Source organism: Cysteiniphilum sp. JM-1, from assembly GCF_008711525.1.
GTDB lineage: Bacteria > Pseudomonadota > Gammaproteobacteria > Francisellales > Francisellaceae > Caedibacter.
The window spans coordinates 86,712-111,818 of the sequence record NZ_VXKS01000006.1; the positions used below are offsets into that span (position 1 = coordinate 86,712).

A 25,107-nucleotide genomic window follows, 5' to 3' on the forward strand; every position below is an offset into this window, starting at 1 on the left:
ATTAATGCTAGATTTATTGCGACTGCGCTAAAGTATATACGCACAGCAATGCATTTGACAGTATTTATTGCACCGCTTTGTATCTGAGGTAGCGTTACTTGAGTGACTTTTCATTTGATTTATGACTTAACGTGTATGCTCTTATCATTTGTTCATTTGTAATAAAAACAGTACACTGGAGACTTGAAAAATTTGATCAATTAAAAACAAGAATAAAAAAGGATAAAAAAGGGTAAAAAATGATTCCAACACCTCATATTGAAGCAAAAAACAAAGATGACTTTGCTAAAACGGTCATTATGCCAGGAGACCCATTACGCGCTAAGCTGATTGCTGAAACGTATCTTAAGGATATTAAACAAGTCAATAGTGTGCGTAATATGTTGGGCTTTACTGGAACTTATAAGGGCAAAAAATTAACGATTATGGCGCATGGCATGGGCATTCCAAGTGCGGGAATTTATACGGCAGAATTATTTAATAATTATGATGTTGATCAGATTATTCGCATTGGTTCGTGTGGCTCTTATGTGCCTGAGATTAAGGTATATGATGTGCTATTAGTTACCGAAAGCTATTGTGAGTCGGATTATATCGAAATCGTGACCGATGAAAAAACAAGAGTGGCAAAGCCAGATGCTAATTTAACAGCACATATTGCAAAAACAGCAGAGAGTTTAAGCTTGTCTGTGACACAGGCAAAAGTGCACTGTACCGATGTGTTTTATCGCAAAAATTTTGATGATTATATCAAGATTCATAGTCAACATGGTTGTAAAGCCGTGGAAATGGAAACTGTCGCGATTTTTGCTAATGCCAAAGCCTATGGTAAAAAAGCAGCTTGTCTTTTGACCGTATCAGATTCATTGGTTACAAAAGAGGTTACGACGAGTGAAGAGCGTCAAAATTCATTTACTAAAATGATTGAAATTGCTTTGGCAAGTGCCTAATTTCAGTTATTTACACATAATTTTCTTTCTCGCATTTTTTAAAAAACCAACTATTCTTACTTGTGCAGGTTCGCATATATGAAAACAAGGAGAATAGTGATGAAATGTTGTAAGCAATCAGGTTCGATTATTGGCTGTTTAATCATAGGGATAATATTGGTTGTCTTAAGTATCGTGTTGATAATTGGGGCTTTCAGTTGGTTTCCACCGGCGCATAGTCTTTACGATTTAAGTGAGTCTGTCATAACAGGGATGTTGGGTTGTGCCAGTTTAATTATCGGTGCGATCTTTATTATTGTCGGGATTGTGCTTAATAAAGTTGAGAAAAATAACCAGTAATTTTTATTCATTGTTTATTATTCAAGCTAAGGCTGGGTGTTCACTTACAAGTACTCACCGTACCCTGAGCGTAAGTCGAAGGGTAAGCTTGGGAAATCACATTTCATAAAGGCTTCGACTCACGCTCAGCCAACGTTTGGACAATCAAAGTGGGATGGAATATGGTTAGAGCCATTATTTATTATGCCGACATAGCTCAGTTGGTAGAGCAATTGATTCGTAACCAATAGGTCAGCAGTTCGATTCTGCTTGTCGGCACCATTTTTATTTTTTCTGCAAAAACTTCTTGAGCATTTTACTGTTAATGATTATGTTATAACGTATTAATACATTGTGAGGTGTAAATGGTATTTTTATGGTGAATATTAAACAAGCACAGCAATCTGATATTGATGCGCTTTTTCATGCGTTATCATTGCTAGAAAGTAGCGAGGAGGTTGCGAAACTTTTCGAGGATTTATGCACGCCTGCGGAGATTTCAGCGATGGCAGATCGTTGGCGCGCGGTTCAGGAGATCAAAAATGATAAATCTTATCGACAGATTTATGCTGAAACCGGTGTAAGTGTGACCACAGTGGCAAGAATTGCGCGTTGTATCACGCATGGCGCTGGTGGGTATAATTTGATGTATGACAAAGTAAAAAGGTCAGTTGAATGAGAGATAGACAAAATAAGCGATTACGCATTGCAGTACAGAAAAAAGGGCGACTAAACACAGAGTCAATGGCGCTGTTTGATAAAATCGGCATTAAAGTGCAATTGTCAAAAAGTGGACTTTATTGTCATGCAATTGATGTGCCGGTTGATTTTTTATTTGTGCGTGATGACGATATCCCTACTTTAGTTAATGATGGCTTTTGCGATGTTGGTATTATTGGGCAGAATGTGTTGGATGAGTTTTGTTTGACATTAAATGAGAAAAAGCAAAGCAATAATATTACCATAGATAAAGCGCTTGGCTTTGGGGCTTGTCGCTTATCAATTGCTATTGCCAATAGCAAAGCATATAACGATATCAATAGCTTAAAAGCAATGAAAGTTGCGACCTCATATCCTGAGCTATTAATGGAATTTTCACGTCAAAATAATTTGGATTTATCGATTTTAAATATTTCAGGTTCAGTGGAGATCGCACCAAACCTTGGTATGGCTGATGCGATATGTGATTTGGTGTCAACGGGGCGCACATTGGAGGAGAATAATCTCAAAGAAGTCGTTGAAATAATGCAGTCACAGGCATTATTGATTCGTAATAGCCATACACTTGCACCAGAGCTTGAAGTATTCTATCAGCGTTTGATTGATCGAATGAATGGGGTGATGCAAGCCAAAGAAAGTAAATATGTGATGTTTCATGCGCCTAAGTCATCACTTAATGCCATCAATGATATTCTGCCAGGCCATGAAGGGCAGACGATTATCCCTATCGCAGGAGTTCATGATAAGGTTGCTGTGCATATTGTAACGACGGAAGGTGTATTTTGGAATACGTTGGAACGTTTAAAGCAGGCAGGTGCCAGTGCGATTTTAGTGTTGCCAATTGAAAAAATGTTAGCGTGAGAATGTGAGAATGAAAGATGATTAGAACCTATCAAGTCAATATCGATGATAAACCTGCTTGGCAATCTCTTCTTAAGCGTGCGCCACAAGTTAATAGTAATGACTTAAATCAACAAGTTGAAGCGATTATTAATGAAGTAAAATGTAACAAAGACCAAGCACTATTTGACTACACTGCGCGCTTTGATCGCTGTGTGCTTGATGATTTATCTGTAACAGAAGCTGAAATAAAAGAAGCGTATAAGCTAGTTAGCAATAAAGATATTGATTTAATTAAAAGTATTATTGCTAGAGTGCAAAATTACCATGAAATCAATAAACCTAAAAATACCATAGTTGATAGTAAGGATGGTGTTTGTTGTCATAAAGTTTTTAGCGCGATTGAGAGCGTTGGTTTATATGTGCCAGGGGGAAGTGCACCATTGATCTCAACCCTTATTATGCTAGCAATTCCAGCAAAAGTAGCTGGATGCAAGAAGGTTAATGTTTGCACACCAGTCAATGTGGCAGGCAAAATTCATCCACTATTATTAGTCGCCGCTGATTTATGTGGTGTTGATGTAATTTATAAAATAGGTGGTGCTCAAGCGATTGCAGCGATGGCGTATGGCACGGAATCAGTCACTAAAGTCAATAAGATCTATGGTCCAGGTAATAGTTGGGTGACCAAAGCTAAGATGCTTGTTGCTGATGATATTGATGGAGCTGCAATTGATATGCCAGCGGGTCCCTCTGAAGTCTTGGTCATTGCTGATGATGAGGCAAACGCTCAATTTGTTGCGGCAGATTTACTGGCACAAGCTGAGCATGGTGCTGATTCTCAAGCAATACTTATAACAACCAGTAATGTATTAGCCAATGAGGTAATAGCCGTTATTAACCAACAATTATATACATTAACACGTCACGACATCATCAAAGAAGCATTAGTGCATAGTCGTATTTTGGTGGTTAAGACCTTAGAAGATGCTTTTGTACTTGCTAATAACTACGCGCCTGAGCATTTGATTTTGCAGGTGGGAGATCCTGAAAAGTATATTGATCAAATCCATAATACCGGTGCGGTATTTGTAGGGCAATGGGCGGCTGAAGCATTAGGTGATTATGTCACCGGATCAAATCATGTATTGCCAACGTATGGTTATGCTAAGTCATTTAGTGGTTTATCAACGATTGATTTTATGAAAGCAATGAGTGTGCAATATGTCGATGAGAAAGGATTATTAGCTATTGGTGACTTAGCAGCACAATTAGCTGATATTGAGGGCTTAACAGCACATAAACTAGCAGTTGATCTGCGTCTTAAAGCGCTTGAAAATAAAGCGGAGGCGACATGTTTGAGAAGTTGATTCGTCAAGATTTAGTTGAGTTTAGTGCCTATTCTTCCGCACGGTCTTTAAACCTTAAAGGTGATATTTGGCTTAATGCCAATGAACTAGCTTATGATTTATCTGAACAAGGTTTTAATCGCTACCCTGAACCGCAACCACAAGAATTGGTGCGTGCTTTGGCAGCACTTTACCATGTTAATCAAGATGAAATATTGGTAACACGCGGCAGTGATGAGGGCATTGATTTGTTAGTGCGATTATTTTGCACCTATCAACAAGATGACATTATGGCGTTTAAACCAACCTTTGGTATGTATCAGGTCAGTGCAAGGTTACAAGGGGTGGAGTATTTTGAATATGCACTTGATGCTACAAATGAATTTGCACTAGGTATTGATGATTTATTAAAAGAGATAAATAAAAAGCCAAATATTAAGCTTGTGTTTATCTGTTCACCGAATAATCCTACCGGAAATTTAATCTCGCTAGAAGATATCGAAAGCTTATGTCTTACATTAGCCGATAAAACAATGATTGTTGTTGATGAGGCCTATATTGAATTTAGTGGCGAGCAAAGTGCAGCAAGCTTAATTAAGCAATATGACAATTTAGTCATTCTTAGAACCTTATCCAAAGCGTATGGTTTGGCGGCAGAGCGCGTTGGATCTGTTGTTACTAATGCCCGTTTGGTGAGCTTGATCAAAAAGGTGATTGCGCCTTATCCAATCGCAATGTCGGTGGCACAAAATGCAGTCGCTGCATTGCAACCTGAGCGTTTAGCATTAGTTAAAAGTAAAATGTTTGAAGCAGTTAGAGAACGGACACGTTTATTTCAATATCTGCAAGCATCAAGCTTGGTTAATAAAGTGTATCCCTCACAAGCCAACTTTTTATTAGTACAGTTTAAAGTGGATATATTTAACCAACTATGTCAGGCAGGCATTATCGTCAGATCAATGGCAAAGGTATTTAATGATGAAACGATGTTGCGTATTAGCATAGGGACTGTTGAAGAAGTAAATAAGCTTATTAAGGCATTAGAAAATATAAACACAGGAACTATCGGTGCTAACAATGAAACAGCATAAATATTTATTTATAGATCGCGATGGCACAATTATTATCGAGCCAGAAGATAAACAAATTGATCATATTGATAAGCTTGATTTTTTACCGGGTGTATTTGATGCGCTCATTACTTTACAACAGGCGGGGTTTAAGCTCGTTATGGTCAGTAATCAAGATGGTTTAGGTACGTCTTCTTTTCCAGAGAATGATTTTAATGCACCACATGAGTTGATGTTGAGAGTCCTTAAATCACAAGGGATTATCTTTGAAGACATTCTAATCTGTCCGCATTTTGATAATGATCATTGCGATTGTCGCAAGCCAAAAGTGGGGTTACTCATGTCCTATTTGCGTGATCAGCGTATCAATCGCGATCACAGTTATGTCATAGGGGACAGGTTAACTGATCTTCAGTTAGCAGATAATTTAGGGATTAAAGGCATTCAAATTGCAAATGAGCAATATCCTGATTGGTTAACGATTAAAAATCATATTCTTCACACGCCAAGAGTGGCAACGATTACGCGTAAAACACAAGAAACCGACATCTCTGTGTCAGTCAACTTGGATCAAGCAGGCAAAATAAATATCCATAGTGGTATTGATTTTCTAGATCATATGCTTGAGCAAGTGGCAAAACATTCAGGTATTAGCATGGATATTCAAGCGCAAGGGGATTTGCATATTGATGATCATCATACGGTTGAGGATATTGCCATTACTTTGGGACAAGCATTATCTCAAGCTTTGGCTGATAAATTAGGTATACAGCGTTACGGGTTTTTGCTGCCGATGGATGAGGCAAGTGCTGAGATTGCTTTAGATTTAAGTGGGCGATTTTATTGTTTATTTGAAGCGGATTTTAAGCGTGATAAAGTCGGTGACCTATCGGTTGAGCTCGTTAGTCATTTCTTTTACTCACTGGCAGAGAGTCTTAAGGCAACCTTGCATATTAAACTTAAAGGGCACAACACACATCATATGATTGAGGCAGCCTTTAAAGCCTTAGGTAAAGTCTTAAAGCAAGCAGTGGCAAAGACCTCATTAGATATGCCAAGTACCAAGGGGGTACTATGATTGCAATTATTGATTGTTGTGGCAGTAACTTTGCCTCAATCCAATATGCGTTAGAGCGCTTGGGGCAAAGGATCGTATTAACACATGATCATGAGGTTATTCAAACAGCGGATTATGTGATCTTGCCAGGTGTGGGTCATGCCAAAACAGCGATGGCGGCATTAAAGTCACATCAATTAGATCAGCTGATTCCAAGACTTACACAACCCGTATTAGGTATTTGTTTAGGAATGCAGTTGATGCATGAGTTCTCAGAAGAGGGCATGGTTGAGTGTTTGAAAATCATCCCCGGTAGCGTTAAAAGGTTTCAATCAAGTGATGCCTTGATTCCACATATGGGCTGGAATCGGTTATTGATTGATGATGCATTGCGTAGCACGCATCCCTTGCTTTTGGGGACTAACCCTGATGATTATGTCTATTATGTGCATAGCTTCTATGCTGAGTCTACAGCGTTTACCGTGGCATATAATGACTATATTAATTACTTTAGTGCGATGGTTAATAAAGATAATTTCTATGGTATGCAGTTTCATCCAGAGAAATCAGGTAAAGTGGGTGAGCAACTGTTGAAAAATTTTATTACGAAAATTGGTTAAGACTAAATATTTACCCACAAGTGATCACTGTACCCTGAGCGTAAGTCGAAGCGGTGCATTGAGCATTAGTCGAAGTGGGTATAACACTTCATAGAGGCTTCGACTTACGCTCAGCCAAAGCTTACACAATTAAAGTGGGTAGGAATATGGTCATAGCCCGAAAATCTAAAGGTTAAAAAGTTGAAAAACTAAAAAGTTTTGGATATTAGTTATTAGTAGTCTAGAATGATACTAGGTATTACCTAGTGTTATAAGGAGCATATTATGTCAACATCACTAAAAATTTCAGATGATTTAAAAGGACGGATTCAGCAGCTTGCACGATTACAAGACAGAACGCCACATTGGATTATGATGCGGGCAATTAATGAGTATGTTTTAAAAGAAGAAAAGAAAGAACAATTTAAGCAGGAAGCATTGGCTTCATGGCAGTCTTTTCAAGAAACAGGCTTACATATTACTGGAGATGAGGCCATTCGCTGGTTGCAAACTTGGGGAACTGATAGTGAGGAGCCTGCACCTAAATGTCACAAATAAAAATTACAGAAGGTGCTTTACAAGGGATTCAGCGTTGCCAATCTTTTCTTGAGTCCAGAAATACTCTGGCAAGTCAACGCGCAGCACATGAAATCGCCAAGTATATTCAATTACTTAAAGAGACGCCAGAAATGGGTAGACCATTATCTGACCATCTTCGAGAGTTGATTATTCCATTTGGTGATTCTGGCTATGCGGTTTTATACAGATATGAAGCGATGACTGATATTTGTCATATTTTGTCATTTAAACATCAGAAAGAAGCAGGTTATTAAAAGAGGAAATAAATGAATATTATCCCCGCAATAGACTTAATCAATGGACAGTGTGTGCGTTTACAAAAAGGTGATTTTAATGCCATTACCCAATATACGGTTACACCTGAAGATATGGCAATGAATTATCAACAAAGTGGTGCTAGCTATTTGCATGTTGTTGATTTGGATGGTGCGAAACAAGGTAAACTCAAGCAGCTTGATGTGATCAACCGTATTCGCAATAGTACGACATCAATCATGCAGGTTGGCGGCGGCATTAAGGATGAGGAAACGATCGATAACCTATTGTCAATTGGTGTTGATCGTGTGGTATTAGGCAGTATTGCTGTAAAAGATTATGACCAAACGGTGCGCTTTATTGAGCGCTTTGGTGCAGATAAAATTGTATTAGCACTTGATGTTAATATCGTTAATGACACACCGATGGTGGCAACACATGGCTGGCTTAATACCAGTGATCAAAGTCTATATAATGTTATTGACTATTATCTAGCATATGGTTTAGCGCATGTGTTATGTACCGATATTAGCAAAGATGGCATGTTACAAGGGGCTAACACACAACTTTATCAAGACTTAGTTGCTAAATATCCAAATATTTCCTTTCAAGCATCTGGTGGTGTTGGTGCCTTGGCTGATTTGCACAATCTCAAAAAGACCAAGGTGCAGAATGTGATCGTCGGACGCGCGCTTTATGAAAATAAATTTAGCTTAAATGAGGCGCTAGCATGCTAACAAAACGCATTATTCCATGCTTGGATGTATTAAATGATCAAGTGGTAAAGGGTGTGAAATTTCAGAATCATCGGGTTGTCGGTGACATTGTTACGCTAGCCACGCACTATAGTGAGCAAGGTGCCGATGAGTTAGTGTTTTATGATATTGCCGCAAGTACGCGTAAGCAAGGTGTGTCACCTAAATGGGTAACAGATATTGCCAAAGCGATCAATATTCCATTTTGTGTCGCAGGAGGTATTCGTAGTGTTGATCAAGCGCGTACTATCTTAAATGCTGGGGCGGATAAGATATCGATTAACTCGCCTGCGTTAGAGCGTCCAGAGCTCATTGATGAATTAGTCGATGCCTTTGGTCAGCAATGTGTTGTTGTTGGTGTTGATAGCAATGATATGGATGGTGAATATGTTGTCTGTCAATATACCGGTGATGTTGAAAAAACGCTAAAAACCACACGTAGAACAAAAGATTGGGTAACGGAAGTCGCCAAGCGAGGTGCCGGTGAGATTGTTGTGAACTGCATGCAACAAGATGGGGTCAAAAATGGCTATGATATTACTCATTTAGCAGCAATTTCACAAATGGTTAATATCCCTGTGATCGCATCAGGGGGTGCTGGAGAAATGATGCATTTTAATGAAGTATTTCAAAAAACACGGGTATCAGGTGCACTTGCTGCGAGTGTTTTTCACAGTGGCAGCATTGATATTTGTGAGCTTAAAGCCTATCTCAAAACAAATGGTCAAACCATTAGAATGTCGAATTAAGGATAAATGTGGATAATCTTATTTTAAACAAAATTGACTGGCAGAAAATGAATCACTTGGTGCCTGTTGTTGTGCAATGTCGCACCTCTGGCAAGGTGCTGATGTTAGGATTCATGAATGAAGAGGCCTTATCACAGACGATGATTACTGGCTTTGTAACTTTTTACAGTCGCAGTAAACAAAGGCTGTGGCAAAAAGGTGAAACAAGTGGCAATGTTTTGAAGCTCATTGATATCGCTGTAGATTGTGATGGAGATAGCCTTGTTGCGCTAGTTGATGCTGTGGGACCAACGTGCCATAAGGGTACCGAGAGCTGCTTTGATAAAACCTATGATCATCCATATGGCGTATTGACTCGATTGGAAAACACCATCAAACAACGCAAAAAAGATAAACCGCAAAATAGTTATGTCACGAGCCTTTTTGCTAGTGGTATTGCGCGCATTGCGCAAAAGGTTGGTGAAGAAGGTGTTGAAACTGTGATTGCCGCAATGAAGAATGATCTAGATGAGCTTAAAAATGAAAGTGCTGATTTGATCTTTCATTTGCTGGTATTACTAAGAGAAAAAGAGCTGTCTTTGCAGGATGTGATCACTGTTTTAAAAGCAAGAGAAAGCAATTCGTAATGGCGTATTGCATACGTCCATTTTATAAATCCATAATCATTTAGGTAATGTAGGGGCGTATTGTGTACGCCCATCATAAAAAAGGAAAAAAATAAAACCATTAAGTTTGAGTTAAGTTTAAACGCCTATACTACAAAACAGCTGGTCGAAGATGTTTTTCCTCTCCTCAACTGTTTTCATATTTCGATCAGCAATATTGACACCATTTCTAAACCATTCCCTGATTATTCGTTTATCCATATATTTTGTATTTTTGTGGCTATGATGATGATTTCCTATAGCAAAGTGCTTTTGCCCAAAGATAGCTAAAGACCCCGATATAAACGCCAGCCAACACATCACTTAGATAATGCTCTGAGCTTAAAATTCGGCTAATGGTGATAATAAGTGCGATGATGATGCATAGCACCGTAAATTTCTTATTTTGTACTAAATAAGCCAAGCCTAGTAATCCTGCAAATCCAAGCGTGGCATGCCCTGATGGGAAGCTATTGAATAAGCGCTTGTGTGACAACCAGTGAAAGCCATATAAACCATCTTGTAAGAATAGCTCGGGACGATAGCGTGCCAGCGTTAGTTTTAGCACAGTTGCAACAGCAATCGAGATAAACAAACTCATGGTCCATACCAATAAACGTGGATTGAGTTTGCCGCGTATTTTTTGCCATATACAGATAATCACAAGAATGATGAAAAGAACAAACCAGTTATTAGGGTCAAAAATAAAAGAGAGAATATTCGAGAGTTTAATTAAGATATTATGCTGCAGCTGTTCACTAATTGATATCACGAGTAAACGATCAAAATAGATATAACTTATTGCGCATATGACAAACGTGATAACGCCATAGATTAGGGTGATTTTTATAAGTTTTTTGAAGTTATTGGTCATGTTGAGTTAATTCCTTATGAAGCTATTTAACCCCAAGTTCAATCAAGCGCTCATCCAAGAAGACATCAGCTGTTTTATATTTCTCAGATAAATAAACATCAGCTTTGGCATGCATAAAGCAAGGTGTTGACATGCGATCTACGCCTTGTGCCTCACCTTCAGGTTTGACCACGCGATGCTTGGTAGCAATATATTCAAAGTTGGTCATCTCTTGCAGCATATCACCAATATTAATGATGATAGATTGCGGCTTGCAGGGCACTTCATACCATTTATCTTCTTTATGTGAGTACACTTCCAATCCAGGTGAAGAGGCAACGGGTAAAAGGGTGATTAAATTGATATCCTCATGCGCTGCAGCACGGATGGCGCCTGGTTCCTCATCACCTTTGATCGCAGGGTAATGCAATACGCGAAATAACGTGCGATCAAATGACAAAGCTTCGACTAATGGCATATGCAGTTTCTTAGAAGTCTCTGGATCCATATGATCATCGATCCATTGCAGTAATGTTTTACCTAGTTCAAAAAGTTTGTCAAAAAGCTCACGTGCTTTGTTAGAGACTTCTTTAGGATAGCGACCATTTGGAAAATATAAATGGAAATAGTGTTTGATATCACGTGCGGTCTCACCCTTGGCTGTTTCTGAGATATCCATCGGGAAGTAGCCATCTTGGGTTCTCTTATCGTAATAGTAATTATGCGCGGCTTTTGAGTTAATAAACTCACGCCACTCACTATAAACATCTTCGATAAGCTGCCAGTCGATAGGGTGTATTTCCAATACCCCAAAACCTGTTTGTTTCAACGAGTCGGTAAAGCGCTTTGGTGCATTATCTGCGTAGTAATCAACACTTAAAATTTCCATTAAAAATACCTGCTTTATTGATTTAATATGACGTTGGCATGCTAGATTGCAATGCGAAGTCTGTCAAGGAGAGAAGCCGTTATACTTGGCAGATGTCAATAAGTTTTGATCAAATGTCAATTTCTTTTAGGTTTTTTAGAAAAAATTTGATAGAATGCTGCAAAATTTCGACATCTGTATTTATCAAATCGTGCTGATTGATGCCTGAACTGATCAGGTAATCAAAAGGTATTGAGATGTAAGATATATAAACAAAAGGGTATATAAAACGATGGCATTAGAACATTTGCTGCATCCGACAACAGTGAATAATCTCGAGAAAAATGATAAAGAAGCAAAGATTATTTTGGAGCCTTTAGAGCGTGGTTTTGGCTACACGCTTGGATTCTCATTAAAGCAGATTTTAGCTAATGCATTGGCAGGAGCTGCATTAACACGTGTTAAGTTCAATGATGGTGATGATCTATCTGTTAAACTGCCAACGGCTGAAACAATTGAAGAGATTTTACTTAATTTGCAAGCAATTGAGTTTAAGCTTTCACCTGAGCATAAATCAGCTGAGATTGCGATTAAACTTTCAGGTAAGGCAAAAGATATTTATGCAGCAGATTTAACGGTTTCTGAAGGCTTAGAGATCTTAAATCCTGATGTTTATATTTGCCAATATGAAGGTAAAGAAAAACTATCAATCGACGGGCAAATTAATTTAGGTGTCGGTTATGTTGCTGCAGAGCAAGCGTTTGCTGATGGCTGGTTTATGTTAGATGCGTCTTATTCACCGATTGTAAGTTGCACATATAATGTTGAAAATGCGCGTGTTGCCCAAAAAACTGACTTAGATAAATTAATCCTTGAGATCAAAACAGATGGTAGTTTAACACCGTCTGAAGCATTGAGTCTGGCAGCACAAAAAATTCAAACACAAATGTCAAATATCGTTGATGAAGCAGAGTTGGCAGAGCGTCTATATGTTGAGGAAGAACCACAAATCGATCCATTCTTATTGAAAACAGTCGAAGAGTTGGATTTAACAGTGCGTTCAGCAAATTGCTTAAAATCAGAGAACATTCGTTATATTGGTGAATTAGTGCAGCGCACTGAGTCTGAACTGATGAAAACACCTAACTTTGGACGTAAATCGTTAAATGAAATCAAAGAAAAGCTTTCTTCTTATGGTTACTCATTAGGTACTATCGTTGATGATTGGCCAAAAGAGTTGATCTAAAACAAACATTGGCTGAGCGTTAGTCGAAGACATATATTCCTTTTGTCTAATATCTTCCCTTCGACTTGGCTCAGGGTGCGATAGACGTTGGCTGAGCATTGGTCGAAGCCTAAATTCATTTAATTTTATTTTTTTATATCGTTAGCTGTGGTAATTTAAAGACACCTTAAATCTAAAAAATCACCACATGTCGTCATTAGTTCAACCCAATCTTTTCTCACGTAAGCTTTTTAAGGGCTGGTTCTTTTTCTCGTTAGCGGGCATTTTCTTTTTGTATGAGTTTTTTTGTCGTGCTTCATTTGGCTCGATGAATACTGTTTTTGCCCACGACCTTCATTTAGATGCATTAACCGTCAGCAGTATTTCATCGGCGTATTTTTTGGCATATTCTTTAATGCAATTGCCTGTGGGAATACTCATTGATCACTTTGGTGTGCGCAAGGTAGGTACTTTTGCCATTATTGTTACCGCACTTGGCGCTTTATTATTTAGCTTTGCAACAACGGTAGCTGTAGCTTGGGTTGGGCGTTTTGCCATTGGCTTGGGATCTGCATTTGCTTTTGCGATGATGTTTAAGATCATTCTTGATTGGTTTCCGCATCAGCACTTAGGTGTTATGGGTGGTATGACGCAAATACTTGGAATGATTGGACCTATTTTAGCAGGTGCCCCTTTTGTGCTAATGCTTGTTATAACGGATAATGATTGGCGACTAATCTTTCATGGCGTATTTATTGCCGGATGTGTTTTGGCGTTCTTTTTCTTTTTATTTGTTAGAGATAAGTCTAAACGTCAAGTAGATAAGACAGAAGTAAATAACAAGAGCGCATTAACGGTTAAACAAAAACTTGTGATGTTGATTAAAATTAAACAGGTGTGGTTAATCGCGATTTTTGCTTTTTTTGTTTATCCGGCGGTTGAAGTAATTGGTTCAATGAGTGGTGTTGGTTATTTGGAGCATTATTTTAGCCAAACGATATCTGCAAGTGCAGTATCATTCGTCTGGCTTGGGCTAGGTCTAGGTAGCCCACTCGTTGGCTTACTATCAGATAGATTAGGTAGGCGTAAACAAGTGTTATTAGCATGTGCTGTATTTGGTGTGATCATTAGTTTACTACTTAATTGGCTAGCGATTGATAGCTATGTGATATTTTCAATTTTAATGTTTTTGCTTGGTGTCGCAGCAGGTGCGCAAACCTTATCTTTTGCCATTATGATCGAGAATGTTCCCGCCTCATTAACGGCAACTGCTGTGGGGTTTAATAATATGTTTGTGCTATTAGGGGCTTGGGCTGCGCAGAACGTCACCGGTATTGTGTTAAATCAATTTTCTAAGGGTGGCGAGAATATCAGTGTTCATGGTTACCAAGTAGCACTTACCATTGGTTGCACTTTATTTTTTGCGATTGCGTTTGTTATTGGATTATTAACAATTAAAGAGACGTATTGCAAACGTTTGCCGACTTTGCAGGAATAAAGCTTAAGATAACGGCAATAATTAGCCCAATTAAGATAGGCAATAGTGCCGTTTGAAATCCACCTAAGGTGTTAGCGTTACACTGATAAGCTGATTGATACCAGCTTAAAATCCAACCGATTAAAGGTTGCAGTATCGGACCACCTAGTCCAATAATAACCATGTTGGTAAAGCCCATTGCCATACCTTGAGCATTAGGATGAGATAGTTTCTCAATCGAGGCAAAGGGCAGAATATAGGCGCCAGAACCAAAGCCAAGTAGAAAAAGCAAAATATTGCCAAGATAAAAAGGAATTGCGATATATAAAAGGATGATAAAGCTAATCAGTGCGAGCACGCTAAATAGTTGCATAACATGAATACAGCGAATTTTATTAGCAAGCCAACCACTGGATGCAGCTCCTAATGCTGCCCCAATAAAAATCAATGCCGTAGCATGTGATGCATGACTGCTTTGTTCAGGATAAAGCACTTGGATAAAGCCAATACTCCAAAGAGAGGCGAAGGCGCTGATAATGGTAAAAATTAAACCACCAAATAAGCTATAACGCCATACGTCACTATTCTTCAATAATGCCACAAAATGCTTTAAGGTATGTGTTTGACAGTTGTCTTGTTTTTGTGATTTACAGTATTCATGCGCATTTCCCTTGACGAAAATTAAAATCAAGGCAGCAAGCACTAAACCAATAACAGCGCAGATAATCATCGCGGTTCGCCAACCATAACCATTTATCGCATGTTCTAGAAAGTAATCGCCAGCAGCACCGCCTAGCATGCCCATCATTTCAATCAGACCTGCGACAATAGTGAATCTCTTGGGAAACCAGCGTGCAGCAAGATACATCGCACATGCAACGCCTGGTGCGCTTGCAATACCCATGATAATCCGCGAGATATTCGCAGTGGCAAAGCCTTCAGAAAAAGCAAAACCTAATGTGCTTAGACCTAAGATAAGTGCGCCAATAAATAAGGTTTTCTTAGGTCCAATTTTATCAATGATAAAGCCAGAGGGAATTTGCAAAAGAATATAAGGGTAAAAAAAAGCAGAAGATAAAAAGCCGATTTCAGTGAGGTTAATGCATAAATCACGCATTAATGTTGGCACCATTAAACTGGTTGAGCCTTGCAGCAGGAATTGATAGAGCACAAAAAAGCCGCCAAGAAAGCAAATCCAAGCGGCAAGTATATTTCGTTGTCTGATCATAAGTTTATCGCTAGCGCATTTTTTTCATTTTTTTAATGTGCCTTTTATACTGAAAAACAGATCAAATGTCGAAGAGTGTTTTAAGTTTTCATTAAATGTTGTTGCTTACACGAGATTCTTATTAACTAGTTCGGCAAGTTGATAGGTGATTACATAGTAAGCTTGCTCGTCGGTGATATGGAACTGGGGATCTTGCATATTGTTATTAATGTTTTGTGCAAGCATCGTTGATAAGGTAACCATTAAGCGTGCAAACACGTTATTGTCCTGAGTGTCTTTAATGTTATTGTAATCTGATGCTAATGGAATATTTTTTTGACCTTCGGCTGTTGAGATTAAAAGAAAGTTCAGCGCATTTTTAGTGTCATTAAAGCCAGATTTTTGCAGGGCATTGTGTACCATATCTTTTACTTGATCAGGAATTAATTTAATCTCAATGGTCTTGCCCAAAAACTTAAAGCTGTAGCTTAAATTTAGGAAATCATTAATAGCAATATCAATATCGTTAGTTGCTTCAGATAGCTTTTGAACTTTTGCGTTACTTTGTACGTTCTGCAAAGCAGAAACAACCATGTTTTTATTGATAGAATAAACTGCTTCAACTGCCATATCACGAGCTTGATAATAGCTATTAAAAGCATCTGTTGGAATGCTATAAGCTAGAGTGTTTAGCTTGACATAAAAGTCTTTGGTTTCATCAATGCTTTTGCCTTTTTGCAAAACATTAACGCCGTTAACAGTCAGGTAATTTAATAAGTAATTAAACTCATAGGCTTTGTGCTCTCCTGATTCACCATTTAGGAAGGTAACACGATGGTCCCAAGCTGCCTGTAGCTCAGTGTATGCTTGTGTTAGCGCCTGATCCATCTTGTCAAGCATCGGATAATTATTAACAACTGCTTTTAACGCGTTGGTAAAGCCAGCAAGATTATCTGACATGTTAAGTAGATCTTGAGATGTGTTAAAAGCATTGTATTGTGGTGCTGTTATTGAAACTAAATTGGCAGTATTGACAACAGCAGCAATATAGTTGTTTGCTTTGGCATTTTGCACTAATTTTTTAAGTTGTTGGATGTTTTCAGTGCCCTCTTGATCTGAAAAGCTGACATCATTGACGTGTGTAACTGCTTTCGCAACATCATTAGATATGACATTTTTTGTTGCAAAAGCTGTTGTTGATAACATAAAGCCGCTAGCAATTATTAAGCTTAATTTTTTCATTTTCTTCTCCGTGTGTTTGTGTTGCGGGGAGAAATTTACCGTTTTTTGATCAGCTATGGAAATTAGTATTCCTAATAGGGATATTAGTTTTTTAAATAACTAGGACTTTTGCGCTAAAATCCTGTGCGTATTTAGGCTTTGCTTGTGTATAATGCATTTACCTTTTTCCAAGTAAAGTAGTCATGAAATTTAATAAAATCACTGCATGTACACTTGCAATTTTAAGTATCAGTACCTTGGCAGGGTGCGCATCAACCAGTAATTTCTTTCGTAACCGTGATTTTGATTATGCACGTCAACCCGTTGAACAAAACAAGCCATTGGAAGTACCAAAATCAGTTTCAACGGATCCTAATATTCACCCAGCACTTGTGATTCCTGAAGGGCAAACAAGCTTTACTAAGAATCAATTATCTCAGGCGCAAAATGCGATGTTACCACCTAATTTCGCATCGAATTATGATGTGAGTGCGGTTGAGCAAAAGCAGCTTTATGTTGTTACGACGAAATTAAACTATGATAAAGATAACCAAGCTAAATTAGTTATTTATGAACCACACGCGGTGACATGGATGATTGTGGAGTCGGCGTTAAAAGATAAACTGCCTAATGTGGCACTTGAAAAAGCAGACAAAGATAATAATCGCTTTGTGGTTAAAGACAAAGCTTCTGGCGAGTCTTACTATGTATTTATCGCGCAGGTTAAAAATGAATTTAGACGCGCTGAGTTATCCTTGTTTAATATGGATGAAAAACCTGCGGTCACTAAGGAAGCAAGTAGCATCGTTGAGCAAATCCAAAAATCAATAGAAGGTCAAAGAGTCACTGAAGAAACTTTAGTCAATGCACAGTTTGGTTTTATCAATAGTGAGAATGGCTTAAAGTTCCAGCTTTATACCAAGGATAAAGTTGTCTCTATTGTCTTTGTTGGTGATGAAGCGCTAGCAAGAAAGACCTTGGAAAGTGCATTAAAAGCAGCAGGCTATAAATACGTTGCCTATGATGCTAAGGAGCAGACGATTCTATTTGAAGATAACAAAGATCAAAGTTACTTATTGTATTTGTATCCATATACACAAAATGGTTCGATATTTAGTGATATGAGTAATTGGCGTAACTTCTTTAGAGAAGAGCAAAAACAATTAAGAGTTTCATTGTTTGATACCAAACAAGTATTAATTCCAGTGGATAAGGCAAAGCCGATTTTATCTGCGATTGCATCACATATCCCACTTAAATAACTAGAAAGTAATAAAAGGATAATGAAGATGGTTAAAGAATTAATATACCAAGGAAAAGCTAAGTCCGTTTATCAGAGTGATGATGCCGATCATGTTATTATTGAATACCGTGATGATGCCACAGCGTTTAATGGCGTTAAAAAAGAGGCGTTGAGAGATAAAGGACGTGTTAATAATCTTTTTAATGCTTATATTATGCAAAAGCTTGAACAAGAGGGTGTGAAAACACATTTTATCAAAACGCTAAATGATAATGAAAGTTTGATGAAACGCCTTGAAATGATTCCTGTTGAGTGTGTGGTACGCAATTATGCAGCAGGTGGGATTTGTAAACGCTTAGGTCTTGAAAAAGGCATGAAATTTGATAAACCGGTGTTTGAATTCTTTTTAAAGGATGATGCGTTGGGTGATCCAATGATTAATACATCTCATATTTTAAGCTTTAACTGGGCAACCGCATCAGAAATTAAGTTTATGCGCGAAGCCACTTTCAAAGTCAATGATATTTTATCGAGCGTTTTTGATGAAGCTGGATTGTTATTGGTTGACTATAAGCTAGAGTTTGGACGTTTTAAAAATGAGATCCTATTAGGGGATGAGTTTAGTCCAGATGGCTGTAGATTGTGGGATAAAGAAACAAAAGAAGTGTTTGATAAAGATCGTTTTCGCCAAGATCTCGGTGATGTGATTGGTCACTATAAAACGGTTGCTAAACGTATTGGCTTGGTTTTATAAGCCTATTAATCATCAAATTTTTTATTTTCACGCTCATAAGAAATTTCAACTAACTTGTCATTAACAAATTTAAGTTTGGTTTTATTCTCGATGGAAGCAGTTGCTTCAGGTGTTTTATAATATAGCGATGTACTGTTATGTTTCTTAGAGCTTCTGGTATAACTAGCCTCACCACAGGCTTTAGTGACTTCAGCTTGAGTTTGTCCTAAGTTCAATACGCTCCCATTACAGTTTAGTTGAATGGTTGGAGTGGGTGTGGATGCTTTGCTCGCAGTTGCAGCATAGGCGTCAGTGCCAATAAAGAGCAAGCTCGTTGGAATAAGTAACAAAAAAGACGATTTCTTCATAAGTATTCTCCTTAGTTGATAAATTATGCGAGGCACTCTTAAGCGTAGAATATCATTTTAATTCGTCAAGATTTTATTGTAAGGAAGTCCCAATATTGAACATTGCTGATATGCATAATCAGTAATCAGCTGACCAAAAAATTGCAAACGCCAACCACTATTTAGTTTATTGCTACCCATGTGTTTAGGGTTAATAAGCTTTTGATAGAGAAAGTGCTTTAGCTCCTGCTTTGATGAAACTAATGCCATTGGCAATTGCTGTTTCTCAGCGATTTCAGCTAGGTATTCAAAGCACAACCGTAAGAGCTCTTTGTTGATTTTAATTCGTGTGCGCTCAATCAAACTCATATCATATTGAGTATTTGCCACATGTAATAACTGGATAAGCTCAGCGCCAAAACGCTGTACTTTCTTATGTGATAGAATATGTTTTTCGGCAATAGTTTGCAGATCTATAGGATTTAACTTAGCTAGGTTGACGAGCTCTTGATCTGAAAGTACATAACGCGTTACCCAATTCCTACTTTGTGCATACGCTTCGCGCCAAATTGATAATTGGATTAAATGCGTGCGAGCAGATACACTTAGGCGTGCAAGATGATGCTTGAATTTTAAGGGAGCATCTTGTGTGTTATTAAAATGCATCTTTTGGATAAATTGCATTTCTTCTTCAAAAGCCTTCGCCCATGGTGTTTGTTTAAGCTTATCTGTTAGTAATTTTTGACATTGAATTAAAGAGATAACATCAGATGTGGCATAGGCTATTTGCGAGCTAGATAAAGGACGCTTACGCCAGTCAGACATCTTCTCATCTTTATTTAAATCATCAAACCCTAAATGATTTAGCGTGTTACTAAGTGACAATTGATGATCATGTCCTAGAAATGCCATAGCAATTTGCGTATCGAATATACTATTAAACTCACAATCTAAATAATGTCTCAAGATTTTGATATCATTCTCGGCTGCATGCATGATTTTAAGTGTGTGCTTACTTGTAAAGAGTGGGTTAAGTAGTTGTAAGTTAATTTCAGCTGATAAAGCATCAATCAGATAGATATGATCGGTTGTTGCGATTTGGATAAGGCATAACTCAGGATAATAGGTATTACGCCAATAAAATTCAGTATCTAGTGCGATCATTGATTCTGCCATCAATAGCGGCATAATGCGTTGTAAATCATTGCTATTTGTAATCATTGAGGGTGACTGTCATCTTACAAATGCTTTATCTTACAAACAAAAGTTAGAAATACAAGTAAAATAAGCTCAAATTGCTACAGCAACATTGGAAGTTTTACGCTATACTATGGTCAAAATCTCACAAGTGAGTATGCGTATTGATCAGTGTGGTCTTTGAGCTTTTGACGTAAAAGGTTTAGGCTAAAGCACAAAGTAGATAGGCATATTTCCTTAAGAGGTGACCTAAAACATGGGAGCAAGGTAATGATAAGAGTGCTTTTGGTTGATGATCATGATTTGGTAAGACTAGGGATTAAGAAGCTGTTAAGTGATGTCAATAATATTGAGATCGTCGGTGAAGCAGCCAGTGGCGAGGAGGCGATTACGCTAACCTCTAAACTGTTACCTGATGTCATTTTAATGGATGTTAAAATGCCTGGTATGGGTGGTTTGGAAGCGACAAAACGCATTGCCAAGACTTATCCGCAGATTAAAATTTTGGTTGTGACTGTTTATGGTGAGGAACCTTATCCAACACGCGTATTACAAGCAGGTGCTTCTGGTTATATGACCAAAGGGGTTAGCATTGATGAGATGATTCAAGCGATCAAAACAGTGTATGCCGGAAGACGTTATTTGTCACCTGAGGTTGCGCAGCAACTTGCTTTAAAACACTTAACGCATGATGATGAGTCACCATTTGATGTATTATCAGAGCGGGAAATGCAGGTGTTAATCATGATCACAAGCGGTCAAAAGGTCAATGAAGTGGCAGATCAGCTATGTTTAAGTCCAAAGACGGTTAATAGTTATCGCTACCGTTTATTTGAAAAATTAGGTATTGATAGTGATGTTGAGTTAACGCATATGGCGATTAGACATAAACTAATTGATCTTGAGAGCAACAAAGAATAATATTTTTTAATTTACTTCTCTCTATAAAAAACTATGTTTCACTCAGACAGCTCTGAAAATGCCAAGCAGGCATTTGATCTAGATTCTTTTTTAAAGCATTTAACAACGCATCCAGGTGTTTATCGTATGTATGATAAAGCGCATACGATTTTATATATTGGTAAGGCCAAAAATCTCTATAAACGTGTTAATAGTTACTTTAAAAAGGATGCTAAAGACATCAAAACACAGACGTTAGTTGAACAAGTCGTGTTTATTGATGTCACGGTGACACCCAGTGATTATGATGCCTTCTTGTTAGAGAGTGCGCTAATTAAGAAACATAAACCTAAATATAATATTCTATTCAAAGATGATAAAAGTTATCCTTATTTGCATTTAAGCGATCATGTGTTTCCAAGGTTGTCTGGTTTTCGTGGTAAGCCGCGCAAGGCAGGACAGTTTTTTGGTCCCTTTGTCTCATTATCATCAATGAAAGAAACATTGATTTTACTGCAAAAACTTTTTCCCATTAGGCAATGTGAGGATAGTTATTTTAATCATCGCTCACGCCCTTGTTTGCAATACCAGATTAAGCGTTGCAGTGGTCCTTGTGTGAATAAAATCAGTATTGAAGACTATAAAATGCAAGTTGACCTTCTGGCAAAATTTATGAATGGTAAGCTCACTTCAGTATTGGAAGAAATTTCACAGAAAATGCAAGATGCTGCCAATGAGGAAAAATTTGAGCTTGCCGCACAGTTACGTGATCAATTGGCGCTACTCACCAAGCTACAACAACAGCAATTTTTGGATAAATTGAATAATAAACGTTTGCATGTGTTGGGTGTTTTACAGGAAGCCGATAAGGTTTGTATAACATTGGTCAGTATCGAACAAGGTAAAGTAGCCGATGATAAACATTGGTTTATTAGTCAAAATGGCAGTACGTTAACCGACATTTTAGAGGCTTTTTTATCACATTACTATTTGGCAGAACTGCGAACAATTTGGCCTGAAGAAGTTATTTTGCCGAAGGAAGTTAAGGTGTCAGAATCGCTGCTTATAAGTATTGCACAAAAGGCTGAGCGACAGATTAAATGGATTAAAGAGGCAATTGCTGATAATGCCAAATGGCAGAAGCTCGCCTTAATCAATGCGCGCCAAAAATTACAGATGAATTTGCAATCTAAGCAGCATTTTGTCAAACGGTTTGAGGCTTTAGCAAAGTGGCTTGATATCCCTGAGATTAAACGTATTGAATGCTTTGATATTAGTCATCACCAAGGTGAAGCAACAGTGGCTTCATGTGTTGTCTTTGACCAAGGTGGCGCATTAAAATCTGCATATCGACGTTATAATATTGAGGGTGTTACGCCAGGGGATGATTATGCAGCCATTGCGCAAGCAGTCACAAGACGCGTTGAGTCAGGAATAGAGGCAAATAACCTGCCAGATGTTATGATTATCGATGGTGGTAAGGGACAGATCAAAAAAGCTGAAGATGTACTGATGCAATATAATCAGCAGCATAATATTAAACTATTGAGTCTTGGCAAGGGGATTGAGCGAATCAGTGGTAAAGAGGATATTTTTCAAGGTTTTAATGATGAAGTGTATCATTTGCCAGAGCATGATTTAGCCTTTTTGTTATTAAGACAAATTCGTGATGCAGCACATGACTTTGCCATCAAAGCGCAGCGTAAAAAACTGGCAAAACGCCAAACTGAATCCGTACTTGAGTCAATTGAAGGGGTCGGTAGTAAACGCCGACAAGCGCTTTTGAGGCACTTTGGTGGTTGGCAAGAGTTATCACGCGCTTCAATTGATGAGATTGCAAAGGTCAAAGGCATTAGCCCTAAGCTTGCTGATCATATATGGCATGCGTTTCGTTAATTACGCTTTGATATACTCATCGGCCTTCGTTAGCCAGCGTCCTATAATTGGCTCAATGGTTTGAGGGTGGTTCTGTAGGAGGGCATCCGCGATAGTAGCAACTTCATCAAATAGATTTTGATGTTGACTTAAATCTGCGACTTTAAACTGGATATCACCGGTTTGGTTTTTACCAAAAATATCTCCGGGACCTCTCAGTTTAAGATCTTCCTCAGCAATGATAAAACCATCTTGGGTTTGGCGCATAAGCTCTAAGCGCTTTCTGGCAGTGAGTGATAAGGGCGACTGATAAAGCAAAATGCAGTTACTTTCCTTGTGTCCACGTCCAACACGACCACGCAATTGATGCAGTTGTGACAAACCAAGCCGCTCAGCATTATCGATAATCATAATATTGGCATTAGGCACATCAACACCGACTTCAATCACAGTGGTCGCAACTAAGATATCTAGCTCATGCGCTTTAAACTGCTGCATGATGAGTATTTTTTCTTGAGTCTTCATTTTGCCGTGAATAAGACCAATGCGTGCGCTTGGCAACATTTCCTTGATGGTTTCAAAGAGTGATTCAGCATCTTGCAGTGTCACTAATACTTCGGATGACTCAATGAGTGGACACACCCAATAGGCTTGACCATTGGCATTGATGTGTGATTCAAGTTTATTGATTAGTGTTTGCTTTTTATTTTGATTTAACACACTGGTGGTGATTGGTTTGCGATTAGGTGGCAGCTCATCAATGATTGATAGATCAAGATCACCATATACGGTCATTGCCAATGTGCGTGGAATAGGGGTTGCTGTCATCACAATTTGATGGGGCTGCCAATTGTTACTTCTTGATTTATCGATTAATGCCAGACGTTGTTCAACGCCAAAACGATGTTGCTCATCAATAATCACTAGTCCAAGCTTAGGATAATCAATACTTTGCTGAAACACCGCATGGGTGCCAACAATAACGCAATTATGCTGTGTCTGTATTATCTCAAGTGCGCTTTTACGCTCTTTTGCAGTCAGTTTTTGAGCGATAAAGACAACAGGAATATCAAAAGGACTAAGCCAGTTACTTAGATTATGATAATGTTGCTCTGCCAAAATCTCTGTGGGTGCCATCATCACTGATTGTAGGTGATTAGCAGCAGCTTGAATCAAACAAGCGCTGGCAACAACGGTTTTACCTGAACCGACATCACCTTGCACAAGGCGTGAGCATGGTTTGGGTTTGGTCAAATCAGCAAAAATCTCAGCAATAACACGCTCTTGGGCTTTGGTTGGAGCAAAAGGCAACTGACTGATAAACTTATCAAGTAATTTAGGCTTGATTTTTATCTTTGCAAACGGTGTTGATTGATTGGTTAGGCGCACTTTTTTCGCATTAAGGTTATGTGCCAGCATTTCTTCAATCGCTAAGCGATAACGAGCGTGCGTGACGCGCTTAATGGACTGCTCAAAGTCACTGTCTTGTGGAAAATGAATCTCCATGAAAGCACTATTAATATCCATAAAGCCATGAGCTTGCAAGATCTCAGTAGGCAGTAGTTCTTTAAAAGAAACTGATGATTTAATCTGCTTTATTAGTTTATGGATAACTGTCGAGCTTATACCTTCAATCGTTGGGTAAATCGCAGTAATTTCACCGCTTAAGGCTTCATTTTGATCATTGATGATTTGCCACTCAGGGTGAATGACCTCAATACCGTGATGGGTGTGATTAATTTCCCCAAAGCAGCGAATGATTTTACCCTTTTGCAGTAGCTTAGTTTGATTGGGATAAAACTTAAATAAATGCATTTTACACATGCCACTGTCATCAGAGAAATAGCAATTAAGATGCTTTTTGCCAAAGTTGTTGATATTCACTTGGCGAATAACGCCAGATATTTGCTGCTTTTGCCCTGAGATAGTGTGTCCAATCGGTGTAATGGTGCGTCGATCTTGATAGTCTTTGGGTAAATGAAGTAACAAATCCCATAGCGTGTGAATGTTGGCTTTATTAAGCTTTGCTAATGTCGATTTACCAATGCCTTTTAAGCTTGAGAGATCTTCGGACAT

26 protein-coding genes and 1 tRNA gene are annotated in these 25,107 nt (G+C 38.3%); 20 read left to right on the plus strand and 7 right to left on the minus strand.

Annotated elements, in window-relative coordinates; all coding sequences use genetic code 11:
- Positions 1–239: 239 nt before the first annotated feature.
- The 14 genes from deoD (at position 240) to hisIE (ending at position 9,867) form a co-directional block, all read left to right on the plus strand.
- Positions 240–950, plus strand: a complete 711-nt coding sequence (deoD, locus tag F3D68_RS04195) for a purine-nucleoside phosphorylase (RefSeq protein WP_151193212.1) — start codon at positions 240–242, stop codon at positions 948–950.
- 99 nt (positions 951–1,049) lie between these two features.
- On the plus strand, positions 1,050–1,289 hold the full coding sequence (locus tag F3D68_RS04200) for a hypothetical protein (RefSeq protein ID WP_151193213.1): 240 nt from the start codon (positions 1,050–1,052) through the stop codon (positions 1,287–1,289).
- A 185-nt stretch (positions 1,290–1,474) separates the two neighbouring features.
- Positions 1,475–1,550: transfer RNA gene (locus tag F3D68_RS04205), tRNA-Thr, on the plus strand.
- A gap of 94 nt (positions 1,551–1,644) precedes the next feature.
- Positions 1,645–1,947, plus strand: a complete 303-nt coding sequence (locus F3D68_RS04210) for a YerC/YecD family TrpR-related protein (RefSeq protein WP_151193214.1) — start codon at positions 1,645–1,647, stop codon at positions 1,945–1,947.
- Entirely contained in the window at positions 1,944–2,849 is a 906-nt protein-coding gene (gene hisG, locus F3D68_RS04215) for an ATP phosphoribosyltransferase (RefSeq protein ID WP_151193215.1), read from the plus strand. Before F3D68_RS04210 ends, hisG begins: the two co-directional genes overlap by 4 nt.
- Positions 2,850–2,866: 17 nt before the next feature.
- Positions 2,867–4,198, plus strand: coding sequence for a histidinol dehydrogenase (gene hisD, locus F3D68_RS04220; RefSeq protein WP_151193216.1), 1,332 nt, complete (start codon positions 2,867–2,869; stop codon positions 4,196–4,198).
- A complete protein-coding gene (gene hisC / locus F3D68_RS04225) occupies positions 4,183–5,268 on the plus strand; it encodes a histidinol-phosphate transaminase (protein WP_151193217.1) in 1,086 nt (361 codons plus the stop codon). The genes hisD and hisC overlap by 16 nt, the downstream gene beginning before the upstream one ends.
- A complete protein-coding gene (hisB, locus tag F3D68_RS04230) occupies positions 5,255–6,325 on the plus strand; it encodes a bifunctional histidinol-phosphatase/imidazoleglycerol-phosphate dehydratase HisB (RefSeq protein WP_151193218.1) in 1,071 nt (356 codons plus the stop codon). The genes hisC and hisB overlap by 14 nt, the downstream gene beginning before the upstream one ends.
- Positions 6,322–6,924, plus strand: coding sequence for an imidazole glycerol phosphate synthase subunit HisH (gene hisH / locus F3D68_RS04235; RefSeq protein ID WP_151193219.1), 603 nt, complete (start codon positions 6,322–6,324; stop codon positions 6,922–6,924). The genes hisB and hisH overlap by 4 nt, the downstream gene beginning before the upstream one ends.
- Before the next feature lie 264 nt (positions 6,925–7,188).
- Positions 7,189–7,461: a CopG family ribbon-helix-helix protein gene (locus tag F3D68_RS04240; RefSeq protein ID WP_151193220.1), complete on the plus strand. Its 273-nt coding sequence runs from the start codon at positions 7,189–7,191 to the stop codon at positions 7,459–7,461.
- On the plus strand, positions 7,449–7,736 hold the full coding sequence (locus F3D68_RS04245) for a type II toxin-antitoxin system RelE/ParE family toxin (RefSeq protein ID WP_151193221.1): 288 nt from the start codon (positions 7,449–7,451) through the stop codon (positions 7,734–7,736). Before F3D68_RS04240 ends, F3D68_RS04245 begins: the two co-directional genes overlap by 13 nt.
- A 12-nt stretch (positions 7,737–7,748) precedes the next feature.
- Positions 7,749–8,474 (plus strand): 1-(5-phosphoribosyl)-5-[(5-phosphoribosylamino)methylideneamino]imidazole-4-carboxamide isomerase, encoded by a 726-nt coding sequence (hisA, locus tag F3D68_RS04250; RefSeq protein WP_151193222.1) that lies wholly within the window; start codon positions 7,749–7,751, stop codon positions 8,472–8,474.
- Positions 8,468–9,241: an imidazole glycerol phosphate synthase subunit HisF gene (gene hisF / locus F3D68_RS04255; RefSeq protein ID WP_151193223.1), complete on the plus strand. Its 774-nt coding sequence runs from the start codon at positions 8,468–8,470 to the stop codon at positions 9,239–9,241. Before hisA ends, hisF begins: the two co-directional genes overlap by 7 nt.
- Before the next feature lie 8 nt (positions 9,242–9,249).
- Positions 9,250–9,867, plus strand: coding sequence for a bifunctional phosphoribosyl-AMP cyclohydrolase/phosphoribosyl-ATP diphosphatase HisIE (gene hisIE, locus F3D68_RS04260; RefSeq protein WP_151193224.1), 618 nt, complete (start codon positions 9,250–9,252; stop codon positions 9,865–9,867).
- A gap of 259 nt (positions 9,868–10,126) precedes the next feature.
- Here hisIE and F3D68_RS04265 read toward each other — a convergent pair whose 3' ends face one another.
- Complete coding sequence (locus F3D68_RS04265) at positions 10,127–10,759, minus strand: phosphatase PAP2 family protein (protein WP_151193225.1); 633 nt, start codon at positions 10,757–10,759, stop codon at positions 10,127–10,129.
- A gap of 22 nt (positions 10,760–10,781) precedes the next feature.
- Positions 10,782–11,627 carry a 2OG-Fe(II) oxygenase family protein gene (locus F3D68_RS04270; RefSeq protein WP_151193226.1) on the minus strand — a complete coding sequence of 282 codons (846 nt, stop codon included), beginning with the start codon at positions 11,625–11,627 and terminating at the stop codon, positions 10,782–10,784.
- 271 nt (positions 11,628–11,898) lie between these two features.
- Here F3D68_RS04270 and F3D68_RS04275 point away from each other — a divergent pair, with 271 nt between their 5' ends.
- Positions 11,899–12,852 carry a DNA-directed RNA polymerase subunit alpha gene (locus tag F3D68_RS04275; RefSeq protein WP_151193227.1) on the plus strand — a complete coding sequence of 318 codons (954 nt, stop codon included), beginning with the start codon at positions 11,899–11,901 and terminating at the stop codon, positions 12,850–12,852.
- 187 nt (positions 12,853–13,039) lie between these two features.
- Complete coding sequence (locus F3D68_RS04280; protein ID WP_151193228.1) at positions 13,040–14,329, plus strand: MFS transporter; 1,290 nt, start codon at positions 13,040–13,042, stop codon at positions 14,327–14,329.
- Here F3D68_RS04280 and F3D68_RS04285 read toward each other — a convergent pair.
- Together F3D68_RS04285 and F3D68_RS04290 are read right to left on the minus strand one after the other, a co-directional pair.
- Positions 14,286–15,536: an MFS transporter gene (locus F3D68_RS04285; RefSeq protein ID WP_151193229.1), complete on the minus strand. Its 1,251-nt coding sequence runs from the start codon at positions 15,534–15,536 to the stop codon at positions 14,286–14,288. The two genes, F3D68_RS04280 and F3D68_RS04285, sit on opposite strands and share 44 nt — an antisense overlap.
- A 105-nt stretch (positions 15,537–15,641) precedes the next feature.
- The gene (locus F3D68_RS04290; RefSeq protein ID WP_151193230.1) at positions 15,642–16,757 is read right to left on the minus strand and encodes a hypothetical protein; all 1,116 of its coding nucleotides are present in this window, start codon (positions 16,755–16,757) and stop codon (positions 15,642–15,644) included.
- A gap of 182 nt (positions 16,758–16,939) precedes the next feature.
- On the opposite strand from F3D68_RS04290, the gene F3D68_RS04295 reads away from it, so the two are divergent.
- Both F3D68_RS04295 and purC read left to right on the plus strand, forming a co-directional pair.
- Positions 16,940–17,998, plus strand: coding sequence for a hypothetical protein (locus F3D68_RS04295; protein WP_151193231.1), 1,059 nt, complete (start codon positions 16,940–16,942; stop codon positions 17,996–17,998).
- Between the two features lie 27 nt (positions 17,999–18,025).
- A complete protein-coding gene (gene purC, locus F3D68_RS04300) occupies positions 18,026–18,733 on the plus strand; it encodes a phosphoribosylaminoimidazolesuccinocarboxamide synthase (RefSeq protein ID WP_151193232.1) in 708 nt (235 codons plus the stop codon).
- Between the two features lie 5 nt (positions 18,734–18,738).
- Here purC and F3D68_RS04305 read toward each other — a convergent pair whose 3' ends face one another.
- The gene (locus F3D68_RS04305) at positions 18,739–19,080 is read right to left on the minus strand and encodes a DUF2845 domain-containing protein (RefSeq protein ID WP_151193233.1); all 342 of its coding nucleotides are present in this window, start codon (positions 19,078–19,080) and stop codon (positions 18,739–18,741) included.
- Positions 19,081–19,137: 57 nt separating this feature from the next.
- Positions 19,138–20,280 (minus strand): ribonuclease D, encoded by a 1,143-nt coding sequence (locus F3D68_RS04310; RefSeq protein ID WP_151193234.1) that lies wholly within the window; start codon positions 20,278–20,280, stop codon positions 19,138–19,140.
- Between the two features lie 246 nt (positions 20,281–20,526).
- Between F3D68_RS04310 and uvrY the strand changes: the two genes are divergently transcribed.
- Both uvrY and uvrC read left to right on the plus strand, forming a co-directional pair.
- Positions 20,527–21,177, plus strand: a complete 651-nt coding sequence (gene uvrY / locus F3D68_RS04315) for a UvrY/SirA/GacA family response regulator transcription factor (RefSeq protein ID WP_117002000.1) — start codon at positions 20,527–20,529, stop codon at positions 21,175–21,177.
- Positions 21,178–21,210: 33 nt separating this feature from the next.
- Complete coding sequence (gene uvrC / locus F3D68_RS04320) at positions 21,211–23,052, plus strand: excinuclease ABC subunit UvrC (protein ID WP_151193235.1); 1,842 nt, start codon at positions 21,211–21,213, stop codon at positions 23,050–23,052.
- Here uvrC and recG read toward each other — a convergent pair whose 3' ends face one another.
- Positions 23,053–25,107 carry an ATP-dependent DNA helicase RecG gene (gene recG, locus F3D68_RS04325; RefSeq protein WP_151193236.1) on the minus strand — a complete coding sequence of 685 codons (2,055 nt, stop codon included), beginning with the start codon at positions 25,105–25,107 and terminating at the stop codon, positions 23,053–23,055.